Genomic DNA, 17,400 nt, shown 5'->3' on the forward strand with positions numbered 1-17,400 from the left:
CATGTTACAGGTAATTATCCCCGTTAAAAATCGTCCCGAAATCGGCGACTGTGTGCGATCGCTTTTAGGGATTTTCCCCGTCACTAAAATCATTATTTGCGATGGCGGCACAACAGAACCTCAATGTTTAACTGCTTTACAAAATTTATCCAACTCCGCACAAATAGAGTGGTTAAGATATCCTCAATACGACTTTAATAAATCTCAGTTAATCAATCAAGGAATTCTCAGCGTTACCAGCGAATATTTGCTAATTTCCGATGCAGACATTATCTGGAATCAGCAGGCAATTTTACAATTATTCTACTCTGTTCTATCCCCAAACAGTCTAAAATTATTATCGCTCAATAATAGGACAAAACCTGTAGAAAATCTACCGCAGTTATTGCCTGTATCTGCCAAATCGCGAGAAAATGGGATTATTTGCTGTGTGAAAACTGTCGGAGAATCTCACCCGCAAACCGCAGCTTTAAAGCGGAAACGCTATACTTACAACATCCAGATGCGCCAACAGACTGCCACGGTTAATATTGTAGAGGCTAAATCGGGCGATCGCGATCGACCGGGCTGCGGCTTAATCTGTGCCCGCAAACAAACGCTATTACGCTTGGGAGGATACAAGCAAATTTTTACAGGTTGGGGATGGGAAGACCAAGATTTGCTAATTCGCGCTACCCTCTTGGGAATCGAGATATGCAGCGCGGGGAATGTAATCCATATTTCTCATGCGGATCGGACACGCAACCAACATCACCAGCAACTACCAACCCAGCAAACGCGCGATCGCAATATCATCTCTTGCTTGCAATCTCTCCAAAAAGGCGCTCTCTTTGGCGATTTAGTCCAACCACCAATTTTACCTCCTCAAATTTTGGAAATCACCACTAATTTTACCCCGAATTATAGCCGTGACTGAAATTCAGTTATCCTTAATTATTACCTACCGTCAGCGAGAACACCACTTGAAAACTCAACTCGCGTGGTGGAAAACTCAAGCTTCCTCAAATTTATTATCTATTTGCGAAATTATTTTAATTGAACTCGATCGGGTTTCTTCACCTTGGATTTTACCAGAAATTACCAACCTACCAATCAGCTACAATTATCTTCCCTGTGCGGGAACTTTTCATAAAACCAAAGCTTTGAATTTAGGTTTATCTCTGTCGCGCGGACAATGGGTGACAGCTTTTGATGTCGATCTCATTCCCTACCAAAATACCCTAGAGCGCCATTTAAAAATGGCTCAAATTTCGTCCCAAATGTTAGTCACTGGCTATCGAATGATGTGCGATAAAGCCTGCTTGGATTTTGAGCAAAATTCTGCCATAATTGAAGAGTTGAAAGTTGCGCCAGAAGATATGCCGACAGCCATATTTAAGCACTTGACACGGCGGGAACGGTTTGGAGTTGCACCCATATTTCAACGCCAGCGCTTAATAGAAATCGGGGGATGGGACGAGACATTCATTGGCTGGGGAGCAGAGGATCAAGATATTGTTGAACGCTACTTAGGAGAGGATAGATCTTTTTGTCGATCGCCCGAATTAATCTACCTCCATTTAGCGCACCAACCCGATCCGAATTGGTCAGAATCTCATTGGATAAACCAAAATCGCCAGCACTATTATACTAAACGCCAATTGTGACGGGGGCGGTTGAAACCGCGTCTACACAAACAAAGTCGGCCTGCGCCGACTGGTTTCTAAAGCAATACGGTTTACTTAAGACGATCCCCCCTAACCCCCCTTAAAAAGGGGGGAACAAGAATCCCCTCAAAGTCCCCCTTCTTAAGGGGGATTTAGGGGGATCTCCGGGGCATAAATATGTTAAGTGAACCGTATTGGTTTCTAAAGGGGAACCCAAACCCGGATTTGAGAGCGATCTCAAACCCGCGCTTGTGAGAAACCCAGTTTCTCAAATAAACCCGGTTTACAGGTATTATAGTTTATCGACTCAACCAGACTTGAATCAACTGTCTAATATTTGCTATTAGACATTTCCAAGAATTATTTTGAAACAGGCCTAGAGCCTGTTCTTGGCTTTTAGGAGAGGTCTCTTATAGCAACAACCAACAACCAACAACCAACTGCCAACTGCCAACTGCCAACTGCCAACTAACAACTAACAACTTGCAACATATCAATCGCGGCTGTGAGTAGCTCCATTCGGCAAAATAGCGCCGCCCAAAGCCGCTTGATTCAAATTATCAACATTTAAGCTCGCCCCAATCAAATTAGCCTCTGACAAATTAGTTCCTGTCAAATTTGCCCCTGTCAAAGAACTTAGCAGCAAACCCGCTCCCGACAAATTGGCGTGACTCAAATTTGCCCCCCGCAAATCCGCTTCCAACAAGCTAGCACCCGACAAGTTCGCACCGCTCAAATCAGCTCCCCGCAAAGAAGCTTTGTTCAAATTCGCAGCCCTCAAATCAGCATTGTGCAGAATCAAACCATTTAAATTGGCTTTACTTAAATTAGCTCCGTGTAAGTCAGCACCGCTCAAATTAGAGCCATTTAAATTAGCACCGCTCAAGTCAGCCCCGCTCAAATCAGCACCGCTTAAATCAGCAGCGCAAACAGAAGCCTCCCGCATACTTGCTTCGCTCAAATAAGCGCCAACTAAGTTGACACCTCCGAGATTTCCGCGATTGAGATAAGCCCGAATTAAAGTTGCTCCGCTCAGGTTGGCCCCGCTCAAATCCACTTCGCTGAGAATCGCTCTAGTCAAATTTGCTTTGCTTAAGTCAACCCCGCTCATAATTGCTCGACTAAGTGTCGCCCCGCTCAAATTAGCCTCATTTAGTTTCGAGCTGCTTAACAAACAAGCTCCTACTAAACTCGCTCCAGTTAAAATAGCTTTGCTCAAGTCAGCGCGAGACAATATTGCTCCGCTGAGATTTGCCCCACTAAAATCTGCTGCGATCGCCACAGTTCCAGTTAAACTAGAAGTGCCGAGGTTAGCTTCAATTAATTTTGCTTTAGATAAATTAGCCCCGCTTAAGTCGGCACCGTTTAAATTAGCTCCAATTAGTTTGCTTCTAATTAAGTTGGCTCCTTTCAAATTAGCGTTGCTCAAATTTGTGCGACTGAGATTAGCTTCAATCAAATGAGCTTCAATGAGGTTTGCTCCTCGAAAATCTCGTTCCCCGTTTCTATGTCTAGTTAAAAGTTCATTGGCACTTAAAATTTCAGTGAAATCCATAAAAAAAGTTGAGTGAGTTTCCTTAATTTCTCGATCTTCTATGTTGTCTGAAAGTTGGTTGTATCGTGTTTGCTAGTCAGTTTTGTCCATCGATACGGCTACAGTAAAAATTATCAAAACTGGTTGATTACTAGCATCACTCTGTTAACTTAGTTATAACCAGCCCTGTAGGGCGTGTTTGATGAGTTTGGTTTAAACTCTCCAAAATACTTGAAATATCGTCAGAATGTAGGATGGCCGCCAGCACCGGCTAATCTTGAACGGTTGGCTTAAGACGGTAGCCAAAAAGTCAACCGATCGCCCAGCGATGAGAAACAAGGTCAACCGGTACGCGGTGCACACCCTAGTTTTTTACCAAATTTCAAGGGTTTCAGGCAGTTTTAACCAAGGGTTTGACACGCGCCAGACAGGGCTGCCTAGTTATAACTTACGAAAAGTAACCATGTTTTTCGTAACAGATTTTGGGTTTTCCACCGAGGCAGTCATTAATAAACAGAGTTTATCGCCACCCCGCGTAAGTCCTGTAAGTCTTATTTTGCTAATAGTTAGTTGCGACTGATGTTAGTTGTTAATTGTTAGTTGTATTTATACTAACTGCTAATCACTAACTATTAACTACTAACCATTTGCCAAACTCGCAAAATATTGATAAGTTGTCGATCGCCCTTGTCAAGGTCGATCGCATATTTGGGGTATTGCTGGCGGTATCCCCGCCCCATTCTGACCCGAAAAATTGCCGGTACGGGCGATCTAATTTATTAGTGCCAGAAAGAAATAAGAAATCGAAGCTTCAAATCCGAATGTCTGCTACTTTCTGCCTTCTATCTTCGATCGCCCATCAAAGCAGAACCCTGTCAGCTCAGCTAGTTTCACCTCCCCCCACTGTACTCGCGTCCAGTGAAATCCAACAGGAAGGCTGTTTCCCTCACTCGCTCCCAAGGGCCGGGCGAAGCAAAAAACAGGCTATCCCTCGCCTGAGATTTCCCGAAAAAATGCCCCGCGAGCCTGGTACTTGCTCCCGCGATGCTATGCTTGCTGTCAATCTTTACTCGATCCATGAGCGCTTGCGGTTCTAATTAACAGAAAGCCGGACACCAGACGCGCTCCCGGACATCAAAGCTGTTCCTGGCTCAAATGCTTCGCAGAGGCATTCCCAGCAAAACTGTATTCATGCCGCAGGTGTTGCCAACGGCCATTGGGCTGCTACAGCCAACCAATGACCAGCCTCAGTCTGAACCGAAAGCGACGACAATATTATTATTTTAATAAATTGCCGACCGCAGCAGGCAGTGCTGCGCGGGACGGGCTACTTCACCTGTATTAAGTTGCTGAAATTAGCTATCCCATAATTAAAGATAGTCGCTCTTTGACTGAGCAAGCAATATCTGCTGTAATTTATGCGATCGAATTCGATCGTGCTGCGGAGTTTGCAATCTAGCAGTAGTGAGTGTTACAGAGTTAAAACCACTAAGCTGGTGTGCATCCCAATTGTGTATCGTGATTGAGGGGGAGAGGGGGAGAAGGGCCCTTCGGCTTCGCTCAGGGTAAAGAGGGGGAGAGGGGGAGAAGATTTTTGATCGATCGTCGAAATATACAATTTAAATGCACAACAGCTTACCGTTTTTTCTGGTAAAAATTAAAGGAGCCGATCGAGCCTCCAGTCCAAAGCCCTGCTCGCCGATCAAAATTAAATTAGTTCCCTCACGCATCGCAGTTCAAAAACCCGATTTGTTCATCTGAGTCTCAAGCTATCCCTAGCGATCGTCAAAGAAACCTGGTTTTGAAGTTATTAGTCCTATGAACTTTTAACAGGTCATATTATTTGAGATTTTCGATTTAAGATACTTCGGCTTCGCGAACGTACAAGTTTTTGATTTAAGATTTTAGCATTGCCAATGACTTATTCTGTATGAGTTTGGAGTTGGTCTCAAGTTGCTTCTTTACCAGAAAAAATGGGTTTAAAGCCTTCCCCTTGTAGGGTGCAAGGAAAAATTAATTTCCCTCGCAGGCAATCACCTCGCGATCGACTACGGGGTAACTGTTCCAAGTCAACTGTCAACGGTTGAATGGTGTCGCTTTTTTGAAGTTTCCAAAAAAAAACAAAAGCCAGCTTTCACAAAAAAAGCCGACTTTTGAGATAATTCGATCGGCAAAGCGTTAAACGCCTACGCCATACACAATCCGAGTGCGGGAGAGGCACTACGCTGCCGTTCGTAGAAACAATACCCAAACCAAGTCTGAACTATCAAACCCTCGGGTGGCCGGTCAGGCCCTGATTGGGGTCGTAAATACCAGCCGTAGTATCAACGCCCGGAGTGCCGGGAGCGCCGTAATCTGCCCGAGCGCTATCGACGCTGGGATAGTCGTAGATGCTCCAATCCTGAATGCCGCCGCGGCTCAGAATCGTTTCAGCTCTAGCGATTTCTGCTTCGCTACCGTCAAGCAGTACCAAATAATCTCCCCTCGCCACCCGATCGCTGTATGCTTTAGCTTCCTCTTCAGGAATTCCCAAACCGACCAAAGCTCCGATCAAGCCGCCTGCAGCCGCACCCAAAGCAGTACCGGCCAGTGTAGTGGCGATCGTCGTAGCCGCAGCTCCAGCCAACATAATCGGCCCGATACCAGGAATTGCCACCAGACCCAGACCCACCAACAAGCCCGTCAAACCGCCCAAGGTGCCGCCTGTGAGCGCGCCCTTGGTCGCCCCTTCATCAGCCTTGTTGTCGGCGCTGTCGTGTACATCAATCCCTGCGATGTCGCCTTGAGAATCAGCATCTTTAGCGATCACCGAAACCCGATTCATGTCAAAACCCGCTGTTCTGAGTTCTCCCAGGGCGTGTTCGGTCTCGCGGCGGGTTGAAAATACCCCGACGGCGCGCTTGTCGTGGGTCGAAGCTCTGCGGTCGGTGTGTGTCGGCACGTCGTAAATGCCCCAATCCTGAATGCCCCGCACGCTCATAATTCCTTCAGCAGTGGCAAGTTCGGCATCTGTTCCTTCTACGAATACTAAATATTCTCCGCGCGAGAGGCGATCGCTATAAACTTTAGCTTTGTCTTCGGGAACGCCCAAACCTATTAAGCCGCCCACCAAACCGCCTGCTGCAGCCCCAATCGCACCTCCGACCACAGTATCGGCCAGCAGAGTCGCGATCGCGCCCCCCGCCATAATCGGGCCCACTCCCGGAATTGCCAGCGCCCCAATGCTGCCGAGCAACCCAATCAAACCGCCCGTCACGACTCCCGCCGTCGCGCCAGCTTTCGCGCCGCCCCCCACTTTCTCGTCGGTACCCTTAGCAGTGCTAGCGCCCCCAATTTCGTTGCCATTGAGATTTTCACCAACTACCGAAACTTTATTCATCGGAAACCCGGTACTTTGCAGTTCCATCAGGGCTAGTTCCGTATCCCGGTAATTAGAAAATGCTCCTACAGCTCGCTTGTTTTGACCTAAAGCCATTTTTTTCTCCTTCAAAATAAACTACTTTTACACAACTACAGAATTTATGCTCTGCTTGCTACCATTAATCACATTTATTCATTTTTTTCGACATTTTTCATCGGTCGCTGGGAATAACTTCGGCCTCTTTCTTCAGGCGGATTTACCCTGATTTTCAGAAATTGGAAATCGGCGGAAATTGGGAATGGGAAATTGCAGGTATTGCACGAGTTTTGAGTTGGGAGTTTTGAGTGCGTGAATCTTAAAACTTTTAACTTAAAACCCCGTTACCCGGAAGGAAGAGTCACCCAAGCATTGAGAGCCGCTTTTAAAAGCACTTTTAAAACTCCCAATTTTCCGTTTGCTCTCTTCCTTCTTTCCCTTTTCCTTCTTGTTACCCGCTCGTGACTTGTGAGCCAGCATAGCCGAAGCAAGCCGAAGGGCTTTATTGCTTCTTCCTGCTAATTAATTACTTAGGCGATGCAGGTGCAGCCGGGGCAACAACAGCCGTAACGTTCACCATTTTGACACCCTTAATTTCTTTAGCTAGCGGCTCAATTTTAGCTAAATCTTCTTGATTGGGAACAGTGCCAGCTACGGTGACAACCCCATCTTTGGCGTCAACAGTTAGCTGACCTTTGGTGATGTTCACTTCCAACTTGGAGCGAACTTCACTTTGGAGGTCGCCATCGGCTCTGATTGCATCGCCTCCAGTCACGTTGTTGCGCTGTTCTCGGGCCCTGATATCAGAATTTGCTTGGTTTTTGCGAATTTCGCTAGTGGCGTCGGACTGAGTTTTTTTAACCGTCTCCGCTGGGGGCGGGCTGGCGGCATTTTCTGTGGTGGTGGTAGAATTAGGAGCGTCAGCACTTGTTTTAGCTCCGTCGGTGCAAGCTGCAGCTCCAAATAATAGGAGAGCGCTGATGACAATTGGTGTTAGTTTGTTCATAATATCTAATAACCTCCGGGTAAGCTTTCGATGAGTCTAGACTTGGTTGAGCACTGCACCGCGCCTGACAGAATCTGTGTTGGCTACGTAGTTTGTGCTTATTGCGGAAAAATCCTTATCTCAAATATATAAATTTGAGGAAGTTCTTACATCGCTCTACAGGTGTAAATTTTATATTATAAGTTACGCAATTGTCACGCTACCATCAACTTATAGGGTGCGTCAGACGCATTACTAGATCGAGATCATCAGGGTTTGGACTTCCGGGGCATCCTACTAATTCTGCCATTTGCGTAAGTGGTGTATGTATTTCGTTAGATAGATGACAAAAAACCAAACAATGTGTTGCGTCCTGTTTAACTTGTAGCAGTTCGAGCCAAATATCGGGTATTGACCGATCGAGTTCTCAATCCCCCAATCTAAAATCCCCCCAATCTAAAATCCCCCAATCTAAAATTATCACCTTTTTAAGAAAAAATATCATTAGTTCTAGACGCACTATTCCTCAAAAACCCGATCGTTCTCGATATTTTTCGTTACCAAAGTCAATATTTTCGTGCAAACAAAGTTGAAAAGCCTCAATTTTATTAATAAATTCGATCGTCGCCACTCCCAACAAATTTTCCCCTCCCACCTCGAACCTATTACCCACTACGGCTAAATTCGTTAAACGCCACAAACAATTAGTTGCCGATTTTCTGGATTCAAAACAAACGAAAAGAATCAAGAAATTTTTGAGCGTTTTCTGGTTTTGAGGTAGTCGCAACCAAGCCGTAAACGCGGGTTTCCACCAAAAATACTTGACCCACACCTACAGGTTCCGTGGGGGAAAGCGGTTGAAACTCAAACTCTTTTCCCGGATAGCTGCCGAGGGAAATATCCCGCACTTGCAGCAATTTAGCATTTTTCCCCACAACAAAGAAATCAACGGCATTATTTAAAGTAATTTTGATATTATTATTACTATTATTGTTGCCGATCCGAAAATCGAGATCGAAGTATTGAAGTAAATAAGTGTCTTTGTTTTTTAAGATCGACCTGTATGTATGAGCGATAACTTGAGTTGAAAAAGTTTCGGCATTAATTTTAGGATTTCCCGGCATATCGATCGCAAACAAACCCATCGCCGAGCAAAACGGCTGCCACTCTGGCATCTCAAAAGCAGGCCTCTGCGGGGCGGCTTGAGCTTTTGCCAAAGTGCCAAACTTGACAGGGAATATCAGTAATGTAGCAGTAACTAAGAATAAATGCAGCAATTTCATGTGGGTAAAAATTATATTTACCCGATCGATCTGCGCTAGCCTAGAAAGATATCCGCAAACGAGGGATTTATGCTGAATACTATATTTACTCAACGACAACGCAAGTCGATCGGGCAAGCTAAAACCAGTAAAACCAATAAAACCAATATACTCCCTGGTGTAAAGACTGCGCTGGCCCTGTGTCTGCTAGCTGCTGTCACAGCTTGTGCAAACAGCCCCAACAGCAAAGCACTCGAAGAATCTTTAGCCGCCGATCCCAAATTACAACAAAATCCAGTAGTTTTATCTCCCCCGCCTCCTCCACCAGCAGTCGAAACCAGCACAACCGCCAAACTTCCTCCCGACTTCCCCACCGAGATTCCACTCTATCCTAACGCTCAGTTAATCGAAGTTGGCGGGCAAACCGATCCGTCGCCAAAAACTGTGCGGCTGCGCTGGGAAAGCACAGATCCGATTAATTCAGTGCAGAACTTTTACACCAAAGAATTTGGGCGCAGCAACTGGCAAATAGTCAGCAGCCCCAGCGCCGACGAACCAGGTACTTTAGTCGCAACGCGAGATAATTTGCGGGTAACAGTGTCGCTTTCTCCTACTCAAAAAGTAGGGGGTTCTACAGAATTTGCGATCGATTATAGTAAAGAGGACTCAGAAATTGCCAGTAGTCCCCAACCTAGCAATTCCGAGTCTAGCCCATCTCCCACCGCTTCACCAACTCCATCTAACTCAGAGGAAACTACTCCGGCGACACCGACTGCGCCAAAATCAGCAAAAGTTAGCGAATTAGACAGCCAAATTCCTCAACAATTGCGCCAGTATGTGGCAGATTTGGCTCAGTTGGAAGTGCTGAAAGTGCGATCGACAGAAAATGCTAACTTAGAAACTAACAGCACTTTGCCCAAACCCAACAAAATTATCACCCGCCGCGAATACGCCCGCTGGTTAGTAGCAGCAAACAACCAGATTTATGCCAGCCGTCAAGCCAAACAAATTAGATTAGCAGTAGACTCTAGCGAACCCGCCTTTTCTGACGTATCCAAAACAGACCCAGATTTTTCAGTAATTCAAGGTTTAGCAGAAGCAGGTGTAATTCCGAGTTCGCTTTCAGCGGACACTAAAGATGTGAAATTTCGCCCCGATGCACCTTTAACTCGCGAAACAATGATTCTTTGGAAAGTGCCTTTAGATACTCGTCAAATTTTACCGACAGCTAACATAGACGGAGTGAAAGAAAAGTGGGGCTTTCAAGACGCTTCTAAAATTGACTCCCAGGCCTCGCGGGCAATTTTAGCTGATTTTAACAATGGAGATTTGGCAAATATTCGCCGAGTTTTTGGTTTTACAACTTTGTTTCAGCCGAAGAAATCGGTGACTCGCGCCGAAGCTGCCGCTAGTTTGTGGTATTTTGGCGTTCAAGATGGGGGATTGTCAGCTAAAGATGCTCTGCAAGCAAAATCTCAACCTACCCAGTAAAGTTGTTTGAGTGTTTAAAAGTTCACACAAAGCATCTACTTATTATGAAGCAAGTTCGATCGTTCCGACTTAGGTTCTCAGCAAAAGAAGCACCCAAGTTTGAACCATCGAACCTTTTTGATTGCGGTAGTCACCGCAGTAGAAAATTCCCGTTTCTGTAATTTCTGTGCGCGAGTCACAGTCACAAATCCTTTCAAAAACCGTACATCAACATCTCTCTGCTTGAACGGCGCACGCTGCGGGATCAATTGTTTTCCCTCAGTCTTCATTTATGTATCCTCCGACACAATTTCTGGGAATTCCGAGAATATTTTGTACGTATTTTAACCAACAGTTTTCAAACCTCTCAGTAGGACTCCGGATGCGGTAGCGGCCTTAACGATAAATGAAAAAGAGTGTTTGAGCTCTGGGAGAGCGTTTTTTAATGTACGATATGACCCGATTTACCCCGCAAGACATGGCGAAATGCAGCTTAGTCCTGCGCCAGCTAGGTAGAAATACAGCTAGTATGGAGGCTTGCAGCCAGAAAATTGTTAAATTTATTTATCAACATTTTTGCAGTTCGGAAACAGGAGAAAATAGCTGTGTTTTGGTGCGTTTGTTCAAAACTCATCCCTACGGCGAATTAGAAGACTCATTGCAACAATCTGTCCGCCGTTTGATGAACCATAATTCCCCTGCATCCGACATGAAATGCTGGACTTTGCTAGCAGCAGCAGGCTCCCAACCGCAGTGGAATTCTCGGCATACAGCAGCCCAAAATACTGCTATTGGGTTAGTTAGCGCCGAATTAGTAGCCCAAATGCCGACGATTTCGGAAATAATCCGGCAATTTGGTTTAGACATTCCTACAGTCATCGGAACCCAGCCAGAAAGGTTCCTGCAATTAGAATCTGCAGTATTAAATATTTTTCACGTTTCAGAGGCAAAAGGCAGTCTCTTGATTCCCGAACAAAAATCTTTAATTATTCCCTACCAAGTCAAATCTGTGTTGGGATTTGGGGGACTTCTGCCGTCTGGGAGTTTGTTTGCTGTAGAGATTCTCCTGAAAGTTAAAATTTCACAAAACACGGCTGAAATGTTTAAACATTTAGCACTGAGTGTCAAAACAGCTTTGTTGCTTGGTGATGAAAAAGTTGTATTTGATTCCTCAAACACTGCGGCAAAATCGGCAATTAATAATGATTTTCACGAAACTCAATTTCTGGAATATCAAATTTCTAATTTGATTCAATTGCTGGATTTTTCAGAACAAGAAATGCTCAGACAAGCCTCTCGTTTTCAACAGACAATTGATAAGTTGCAACGCGAAATTGCCGATCGCAAAAATAAGGAACAAGCTTTGCCACTAAGTCAAGAGTCATTCACGGGTATCATCAATGTTCCCAATGATGGTATTGTTCGCCTTGAGGACAATCAAGGAAGTCAGCGTTTTAATCAAGGAGAAGAACAGATTTAACTCAACTTGTTTTGTTAAAAGTGATTCGCAGCATCAAAATGGAAATATTCAGACTTTTAGATTGATATTTGAGGTGAATTCTCAAATTAGGATTAGCTTGGCAGGTGTGATATAAAATCCGGTAGCATCGGAATGATTCAGATATATATTCTCTCCCTCTGTGTACTCTGTGTACTCTGCGGTTAAATCATTCCAATCCAAACGGAAACGATATGAATCACTGTCGGGGGAAACCTGTTTGTCGCAGCAATAGGAAACAAGCCGACATTGGCTCCAATATCAATAATTGTTTTTAGCGATTGGGAGAATTGCTAGACTCTGTAGCAGTCATTTAAAAGCACTTCTATAAATTCTCCTTCTATGCTTTTTTTTGAAGGGACGTTTACTTGATACTGTTTTTTTTGCATAATTAAGTGTTTTGCTAATTGGAAGCTAGCAAATATAGCCTTTCAAGCGAAAGATGAGGTACTATCCGGGATAGGGCATAGGGCATAGGGCATAGGGCATAGGGCATAGGGCATAGGGCATAGGGCATAGGGCATAGGGCATAGGGCATAACTCACTTTTGTGATAACCGCTATATGTTGATTTTTTTCTAACTTTTTGGCTGTGATTTTGCGCTGCATTAGTTGCGCTAAATTTTTCAATAATAAAGCAAGAATTTACCTTGTCTTCACTGTTAGAATAACAATATTTCGGAGGGTTTGAACTCTCAGGTGTAAATCTGCTTTAATGTATCTCAAAATGCGATTCCAAACGCGGGAATAAAAAATGTTAGAGTTCGATCGCCTGTTTCAAACAATCGAAGAATTAGTCATGCTGCACTCTCCCAGCGGTGTAGAGTCGGAAATTAACCAGCGGTTGATGGAAAAATTCGCTGCTTTGGGTGTGAATGCTTGGATCGATCGCGCGGACAATGCGATCGCCCTAATTCCTGGCCGCAATCCCGAAAGGTCGATCGCCATTACCGCCCACAAAGACGAAATTGGGGCGATCGTCAAAACCATAGGCGATCGCGGCCGCGTGGAAGTCCGCAGATTGGGCGGCACGTTTCCGTGGGTTTACGGCGAAGGCGTTGTCGATTTGTTGGGCGACAAGCAAACAATTAGCGGCATTCTCAGCTTCGGAAGCCGCCACGTTTCTCACGAATCTCCCCAAAAAGCTCAGCAGGAAGATGTTTCTGTCAAGTGGGAAAATGCCTGGATTGAAACCAAGTGTACCAGCGAGGAATTAGCCGAGGCGGGCATTCGGCCGGGAACGCGGATGGTGGTGGGAAAGCACCGCAAGCGCCCGCTGCGGTTGAAGGATTGGATAGCGAGCTACACCCTGGACAACAAGGCTTCTGTGGCGATTTTGCTGGCTCTGGCCCAATGTTTGCAAGAGCCTGCGGTGAATGTTTATCTGGTGGCTTCGGCGAAGGAGGAGGTTGGGGCGATCGGGGCTTTGTATTTTTCGCAGCGCCAGCCGTTGGACGCGCTGATTGCTTTGGAAATTTGCCCTCTAGCGCCAGAATACCCGATCGACGATGGCGAAAACCCGGTTTTGCTGGTTCAGGACGGCTACGGAGTTTACGATGAAGGATTGAACGCCCAATTGCGCGCAGCCGCCGCAGCAGCCGATGTGGAGGTGCAGTTGGCGGTAATTAGCGGTTTTGGGAGCGATGCTTCGATCGCCATGAAGTTCGGCCACGTAGCCCGCGCGGCTTGTTTGGCTTTCCCGACGCAGAACACCCACGGGTTTGAAATTGCTCACTTGGGGGCGATCGGCAACTGCGCTAGCATCCTCAAAGCTTACTGCGAGCAGCTTTCGGACGACTAGAAAAAAAACTTTCACAAAGTAGTTGACAGATTGGGAAAAATTAGTTAAGGTAATAAAGGTGCGGAACACAAGCAAACGCAGCGAAACGCGCCCCCATCGTCTAGAGGCCTAGGACACATCCCTTTCACGGATGCGACGGGGATTCGAATTCCCCTGGGGGTATTAAAAATCTAACTCTGATATCAAAGTGATATCTAGCAACTGGTAAAGGAAAAAACCCGAACCCACACGCTAGGTATCATTTTTGCATTTGGTGGGTTTAACTTCCTCTCGTATTGGATAATTGTAAATCCAGATGCGATTTCAACCGCCGGGTCTTCTTTGCTGATTTCATGGAGGTAAGCTAAATTTTTGAATAGGCGAGATTTACAAAACATCGCACTCACTCGACTTAAAGAAGTAGAAGTGCTGCTCACCAACCGTCAATACTCTGGTGCTTACTATCTGAGTGGCTATATCGTAGAATGCGCTTTAAAAGCTTGCATTGCCAAACAAACTCATAAATTCGATTTTCCTGACAAAAAAACCGTTATTGACAGTTACACCCACGATTTAGCAAAACTTGTTAAAGTTGCTAAACTTGATGCAGAATTAACATCCCTCCTCCGAGATCCAAATTTTTCACCTCGATGGGCATTAGTCAAAGACTGGTCAGAAGAAAGTCGCTACGAAAAACATAACAAACAAAAAGCTCTCGATGTTTATTCAGCAATTACCGACCCCAATCACGGAGTTTTACAATGGCTACAGCAACATTGGTAAATCAAGAAATAGAAGAAGGTCAAAGACTTATAGACGCTCTCAATACAGCAGGTTTATCAGTTGATTCTGCTCTCTGGATCTACGCAATAGAACCGGAAACCTGGCGACTGATGCTCACTTCGCCTCTGTACGATAGCAAGGGCCCCCTTAAAAGTTATGAGGAAATATTATCAATATTTCGCCAAGTAAAACCAGAATTAAAAATCGATTGGACAGCCATTGTAGCAGTGAGTGTCAAGCATAAACTAATTGAAGGATTGCGTCAATTACAGAAACATTGGGACTTGAATTTATCAGGTAAACGCATGACAAATAACATGGTAAATCAGATGTTGATTTCAGATGCTTATATTTATCAAATTAAGTAAAAATAGCAAGGAATGATACCTACAAAATCGATCGAGATAAATTGCAGCTACTCGAACGTTACGATTCTGGTTGCCATAATCGATGTGTTGATAGTTTGGCTTGAGTGTAGTTTAACCTAATTTGATTTGACTGTCGGCAATAAGGGCGATCGACTTAGTTAGGAGTTGCGCGTGGGAGTTCAGAAACCGGGTTTTTTACGAAAATCTTTCATTGCAATCGACAAATTCGGTAAAAACCCGGTTTCTTTGTCGGAGTCGGTAAATCATGTTATTGCTTCCTGTTCGTTGCTTTTTAGAGGTCGGACAGTTTATCATAATTAGCAATTAAAGAGAATTTAAACAACCTGCCATGCTGTGGACGCCCGGACAAATCCTCAAAACTCGCCCCTACCGCATTGACACCATCCTGGGAATGGGGGGATTTGGCATGACTTACAAGGCCACACACTTGCAACTCAAGCATCAAGTTGTCCTCAAAACGCCGAATCTAAGTTTGCAAAATGACCCGGAATACGCCAACTTTGTCCGCCGATTTATCCGCGAAGGGCAAATCTTAGCCAAATTTTGCCAAAACGCGCATCCTGGAATTGTCCGCATTAGCGATTTGTTTGAGGAAAAAAGCCTTCACTGTTTGGTAATGGATTTAGTAGTCGGGCAAAGTTTATTTCATGCCGTACAGCAACAGGGGCGACTCCCGGATACGGAAGCAGTGGCAATTATCCGCCAAATTGGAGAAGCATTAAGTGATGTTCACCAAGCAGGAATTGTCCATCGAGATGCCCATCCAGGTAATATTATGTTGCGTCCCAACGGGCAAGCGGTATTAATTGATTTTGGTCTTGCAAGTGAATTAATGCCAAGTATTATTAGTAGCCGACATCCTCATAACCCTGCTTTTGCTCCTTGGGAACAGCATATCGAAGGTAGCGGTAAACCAACGGTTGATATTTATGCTTTAGCTGCATCTTTATATTATGCGGTAACTGGAAAAGTGCCAACAGCTTCTCTCAATCGGCATTTTAGAAATGAAGCGTTGAAACCTGCTAAAGATTTTGGGGTGAAGGATTGGGTGAATTTAGCTATAGAAAAAGGCATGGCATCCGCTCCGCAACATCGGCCGCAGTCGATGAAAGAGTGGTTGAATTATCTCCGGGAACCGATTCCGTCAACGGTTGCCGGTGTTTCGGTACAGCTTAAATCGGCGCGGGGAGTTGACTATACTCACCTGCGGGATTTATTGGCAGCGGAAAAGTGGGAAGCAGCGGATGGGAAAACACTCAAGGTGATGTTAAAAGCTGCAAGACGGGAGAAGGAAGGCTATTTTAATAGGGAATCGATCGAGAATTTTCCTTGCGATGATTTGCGGACGATCGACCAGTTGTGGGTAAAATGCAGTCAGGGTCGTTTTGGCTTTAGCGTCCAGAAAAAAATCTGGTTGGAAGTTGGTGGTAAAGTTGATTATGACACTGAATGCAAGCTAGGCGATCGTGTGGGTTGGCGAAAAGAAGGACAGTGGTTGGAATACAGTAACCTAACCTTTAATAATAAGCAAGCACCTACCGGCCACCTCCCGGCGGCGGGTGGGGCCCGGCGGTCGTTGGGTTGGGGCGGGTGGTGTGGTGGTGGTTCTCTCGCATCGAGAGCTTCTCTCGCATCGAGAGCTGTAAGCTGTAATCTATAGCGATTTCAGCCCTTTGTCAAGTCTTTTTTCTCTAACCTTTTTCTACGAAGTTATCGGCTTTTGGTCATTTCATTACCTGCTACGCGCGGGTTTACTATTCAAACAACAGACTCGCGAAATTCGGGTGATAGCAATTGGCCAACACAAACTGTTTGGGGCTAACTTTGGAGGTAGTGAAGGAGATAGATTGACAAAAAAATTAGGGAAATAAACCTAAACGAATCCATAATTGTCGCGCTATTAACTGTGCTTGAGAATTCATTCCCAAAGCTGTAACTGTTACTCTACCTACTGGTGTCATTCCTGCGATCGCACCTGACTCAGCTTGCACTTGAAAATTATCTTCCCACCTATTTTCTCTTGGGTGAAACAGGGAAAGTTCTGTATTAGATGTAGAATCAATTCCGCTTGTATTAGTTCCTTTCCGCAGATTGCAAGAGCGACAAGCTAATGCTAAGTTTGAAATCTCATTATTACCGCCTCGATAAAGTGGAACAATATGTTCAATCTCAAAAGGAAAGTTAAATACTATTTCAGGTGCGCGGCAATATTCGCAACGATGAGCAGCGCGATCTGCTACTAAATTGTAGTTAGGATTCATCAGATCGATTGTTGTACGAGAACTTCTGTCCGAATAGTAGCAGCTTTAAGTTCGGCTTCGACAAGACTTTCTAATTCCGCTTGTTGTTGGGGAGAAAGAGTTTGTCCTCGATCGCGCGCTGTACGCCACAAATTCATTAATTCTGATAATCTTTTTTGTTGTTGGATAGTAAATAATTCATCAGGATTAAACCTTTGAATGACTATTAATGCGCTGAAGTCCGTTTCGCCTAACAAAGAAGTCAAAGCATCTAAAGCTTGACCCGCAGTTTGACCGACAGATTGCCGATCGCCCGCAATAGCACGATAGGATTTCTCACCGTTGGTATTAAGTACAGGCAGGATAGTTACCGCAGTCATATCTGATTGCAAGTTAGTTACTAATTTAGTATAACCT

16 protein-coding genes and 1 tRNA gene are annotated in these 17,400 nt (G+C 44.9%); 10 read left to right on the plus strand and 7 right to left on the minus strand.

Annotation, left to right across the window (positions count from 1 at the left end):
- The first annotated feature begins 1 nt into the window (after position 1).
- Both QUB13_RS03860 and QUB13_RS03865 read left to right on the plus strand, forming a co-directional pair.
- Complete coding sequence (locus tag QUB13_RS03860) at positions 2-916, plus strand: glycosyltransferase family 2 protein (RefSeq protein ID WP_333379105.1); 915 nt, start codon at positions 2-4, stop codon at positions 914-916.
- Positions 909-1,646, plus strand: a complete 738-nt coding sequence (locus QUB13_RS03865; RefSeq protein WP_333379107.1) for a galactosyltransferase-related protein — start codon at positions 909-911, stop codon at positions 1,644-1,646. Before QUB13_RS03860 ends, QUB13_RS03865 begins: the two co-directional genes overlap by 8 nt.
- A gap of 493 nt (positions 1,647-2,139) precedes the next feature.
- Here the strand turns inward: QUB13_RS03865 and QUB13_RS03870 are convergent, their stop codons facing one another.
- On the minus strand, positions 2,140-3,201 hold the full coding sequence (locus tag QUB13_RS03870) for a pentapeptide repeat-containing protein (protein ID WP_333379109.1): 1,062 nt from the start codon (positions 3,199-3,201) through the stop codon (positions 2,140-2,142).
- Between the two features lie 626 nt (positions 3,202-3,827).
- Between QUB13_RS03870 and QUB13_RS03875 the strand changes: the two genes are divergently transcribed.
- A complete protein-coding gene (locus QUB13_RS03875; RefSeq protein WP_333379111.1) occupies positions 3,828-4,277 on the plus strand; it encodes a hypothetical protein in 450 nt (149 codons plus the stop codon).
- 1,169 nt (positions 4,278-5,446) lie between these two features.
- Here QUB13_RS03875 and QUB13_RS03880 read toward each other — a convergent pair.
- The 4 genes from QUB13_RS03880 to QUB13_RS03895 form a co-directional block, all read right to left on the minus strand.
- On the minus strand, positions 5,447-6,655 hold the full coding sequence (locus tag QUB13_RS03880) for a general stress protein (RefSeq protein WP_333379114.1): 1,209 nt from the start codon (positions 6,653-6,655) through the stop codon (positions 5,447-5,449).
- Positions 6,656-7,103: 448 nt separating this feature from the next.
- Positions 7,104-7,583, minus strand: a complete 480-nt coding sequence (locus QUB13_RS03885; protein WP_333379116.1) for a BON domain-containing protein — start codon at positions 7,581-7,583, stop codon at positions 7,104-7,106.
- 505 nt (positions 7,584-8,088) lie between these two features.
- Positions 8,089-8,262: a hypothetical protein gene (locus QUB13_RS03890; protein WP_333092594.1), complete on the minus strand. Its 174-nt coding sequence runs from the start codon at positions 8,260-8,262 to the stop codon at positions 8,089-8,091.
- Positions 8,263-8,287: 25 nt separating this feature from the next.
- Entirely contained in the window at positions 8,288-8,845 is a 558-nt protein-coding gene (locus QUB13_RS03895; protein ID WP_333379118.1) for a hypothetical protein, read from the minus strand.
- A 69-nt stretch (positions 8,846-8,914) separates the two neighbouring features.
- Here QUB13_RS03895 and QUB13_RS03900 point away from each other — a divergent pair, with 69 nt between their 5' ends.
- The 7 genes from QUB13_RS03900 (at position 8,915) to QUB13_RS03930 (ending at position 16,403) form a co-directional block, all read left to right on the plus strand.
- A complete protein-coding gene (locus tag QUB13_RS03900; RefSeq protein ID WP_333379121.1) occupies positions 8,915-10,315 on the plus strand; it encodes an S-layer homology domain-containing protein in 1,401 nt (466 codons plus the stop codon).
- A 424-nt stretch (positions 10,316-10,739) separates the two neighbouring features.
- Positions 10,740-11,774, plus strand: coding sequence for a histidine kinase (locus QUB13_RS03905; protein WP_333379123.1), 1,035 nt, complete (start codon positions 10,740-10,742; stop codon positions 11,772-11,774).
- 771 nt (positions 11,775-12,545) lie between these two features.
- Positions 12,546-13,592 (plus strand): M42 family metallopeptidase, encoded by a 1,047-nt coding sequence (locus tag QUB13_RS03910; RefSeq protein ID WP_333116014.1) that lies wholly within the window; start codon positions 12,546-12,548, stop codon positions 13,590-13,592.
- A gap of 89 nt (positions 13,593-13,681) precedes the next feature.
- Positions 13,682-13,754 (plus strand) — tRNA-Glu (locus tag QUB13_RS03915).
- 189 nt (positions 13,755-13,943) lie between these two features.
- A complete protein-coding gene (locus QUB13_RS03920) occupies positions 13,944-14,354 on the plus strand; it encodes a HEPN domain-containing protein (protein ID WP_333379126.1) in 411 nt (136 codons plus the stop codon).
- Complete coding sequence (locus QUB13_RS03925; protein WP_193975323.1) at positions 14,333-14,722, plus strand: hypothetical protein; 390 nt, start codon at positions 14,333-14,335, stop codon at positions 14,720-14,722. The genes QUB13_RS03920 and QUB13_RS03925 overlap by 22 nt, the downstream gene beginning before the upstream one ends.
- Positions 14,723-15,071: 349 nt before the next feature.
- Entirely contained in the window at positions 15,072-16,403 is a 1,332-nt protein-coding gene (locus QUB13_RS03930) for a serine/threonine-protein kinase (protein ID WP_333379130.1), read from the plus strand.
- Between the two features lie 199 nt (positions 16,404-16,602).
- On the opposite strand, the gene QUB13_RS03935 is transcribed toward QUB13_RS03930, so the two are convergent.
- Together QUB13_RS03935 and QUB13_RS03940 are read right to left on the minus strand one after the other, a co-directional pair.
- The gene (locus tag QUB13_RS03935; RefSeq protein WP_333379132.1) at positions 16,603-17,004 is read right to left on the minus strand and encodes an HNH endonuclease; all 402 of its coding nucleotides are present in this window, start codon (positions 17,002-17,004) and stop codon (positions 16,603-16,605) included.
- Complete coding sequence (locus tag QUB13_RS03940) at positions 17,004-17,363, minus strand: hypothetical protein (RefSeq protein ID WP_333379134.1); 360 nt, start codon at positions 17,361-17,363, stop codon at positions 17,004-17,006. Before QUB13_RS03940 ends, QUB13_RS03935 begins: the two co-directional genes overlap by 1 nt.
- Positions 17,364-17,400 lie beyond the last annotated feature (37 nt).

The sequence above is a fragment of the Microcoleus sp. B4-D4 genome (assembly GCF_036705185.1).
Lineage (GTDB): Bacteria > Cyanobacteriota > Cyanobacteriia > Cyanobacteriales > Microcoleaceae > Microcoleus.

What these genes read in the sequence shown, in the direction of transcription:
- QUB13_RS03910 (WP_333116014.1), top strand. Translation starts at nt 12,546, where the DNA reads ATGTTAGAGTTCGATCGCCTGTTTCAAACAATCGAAGAATTAGTCATG.
- QUB13_RS03925 (WP_193975323.1), top strand. Translation starts at nt 14,333, where the DNA reads ATGGCTACAGCAACATTGGTAAATCAAGAAATAGAAGAAGGTCAAAGA.
- QUB13_RS03895 (WP_333379118.1), bottom strand. Translation starts at nt 8,845, where the DNA reads ATGAAATTGCTGCATTTATTCTTAGTTACTGCTACATTACTGATATTC.
- QUB13_RS03930 (WP_333379130.1), top strand. Translation starts at nt 15,072, where the DNA reads ATGCTGTGGACGCCCGGACAAATCCTCAAAACTCGCCCCTACCGCATT.
- QUB13_RS03870 (WP_333379109.1), bottom strand. Translation starts at nt 3,201, where the DNA reads ATGGATTTCACTGAAATTTTAAGTGCCAATGAACTTTTAACTAGACAT.
- QUB13_RS03860 (WP_333379105.1), top strand. Translation starts at nt 2, where the DNA reads ATGTTACAGGTAATTATCCCCGTTAAAAATCGTCCCGAAATCGGCGAC.
- QUB13_RS03880 (WP_333379114.1), bottom strand. Translation starts at nt 6,655, where the DNA reads ATGGCTTTAGGTCAAAACAAGCGAGCTGTAGGAGCATTTTCTAATTAC.
- QUB13_RS03935 (WP_333379132.1), bottom strand. Translation starts at nt 17,004, where the DNA reads ATGAATCCTAACTACAATTTAGTAGCAGATCGCGCTGCTCATCGTTGC.
- QUB13_RS03940 (WP_333379134.1), bottom strand. Translation starts at nt 17,363, where the DNA reads ATGACTGCGGTAACTATCCTGCCTGTACTTAATACCAACGGTGAGAAA.
- QUB13_RS03885 (WP_333379116.1), bottom strand. Translation starts at nt 7,583, where the DNA reads ATGAACAAACTAACACCAATTGTCATCAGCGCTCTCCTATTATTTGGA.
- QUB13_RS03900 (WP_333379121.1), top strand. Translation starts at nt 8,915, where the DNA reads ATGCTGAATACTATATTTACTCAACGACAACGCAAGTCGATCGGGCAA.
- QUB13_RS03905 (WP_333379123.1), top strand. Translation starts at nt 10,740, where the DNA reads ATGTACGATATGACCCGATTTACCCCGCAAGACATGGCGAAATGCAGC.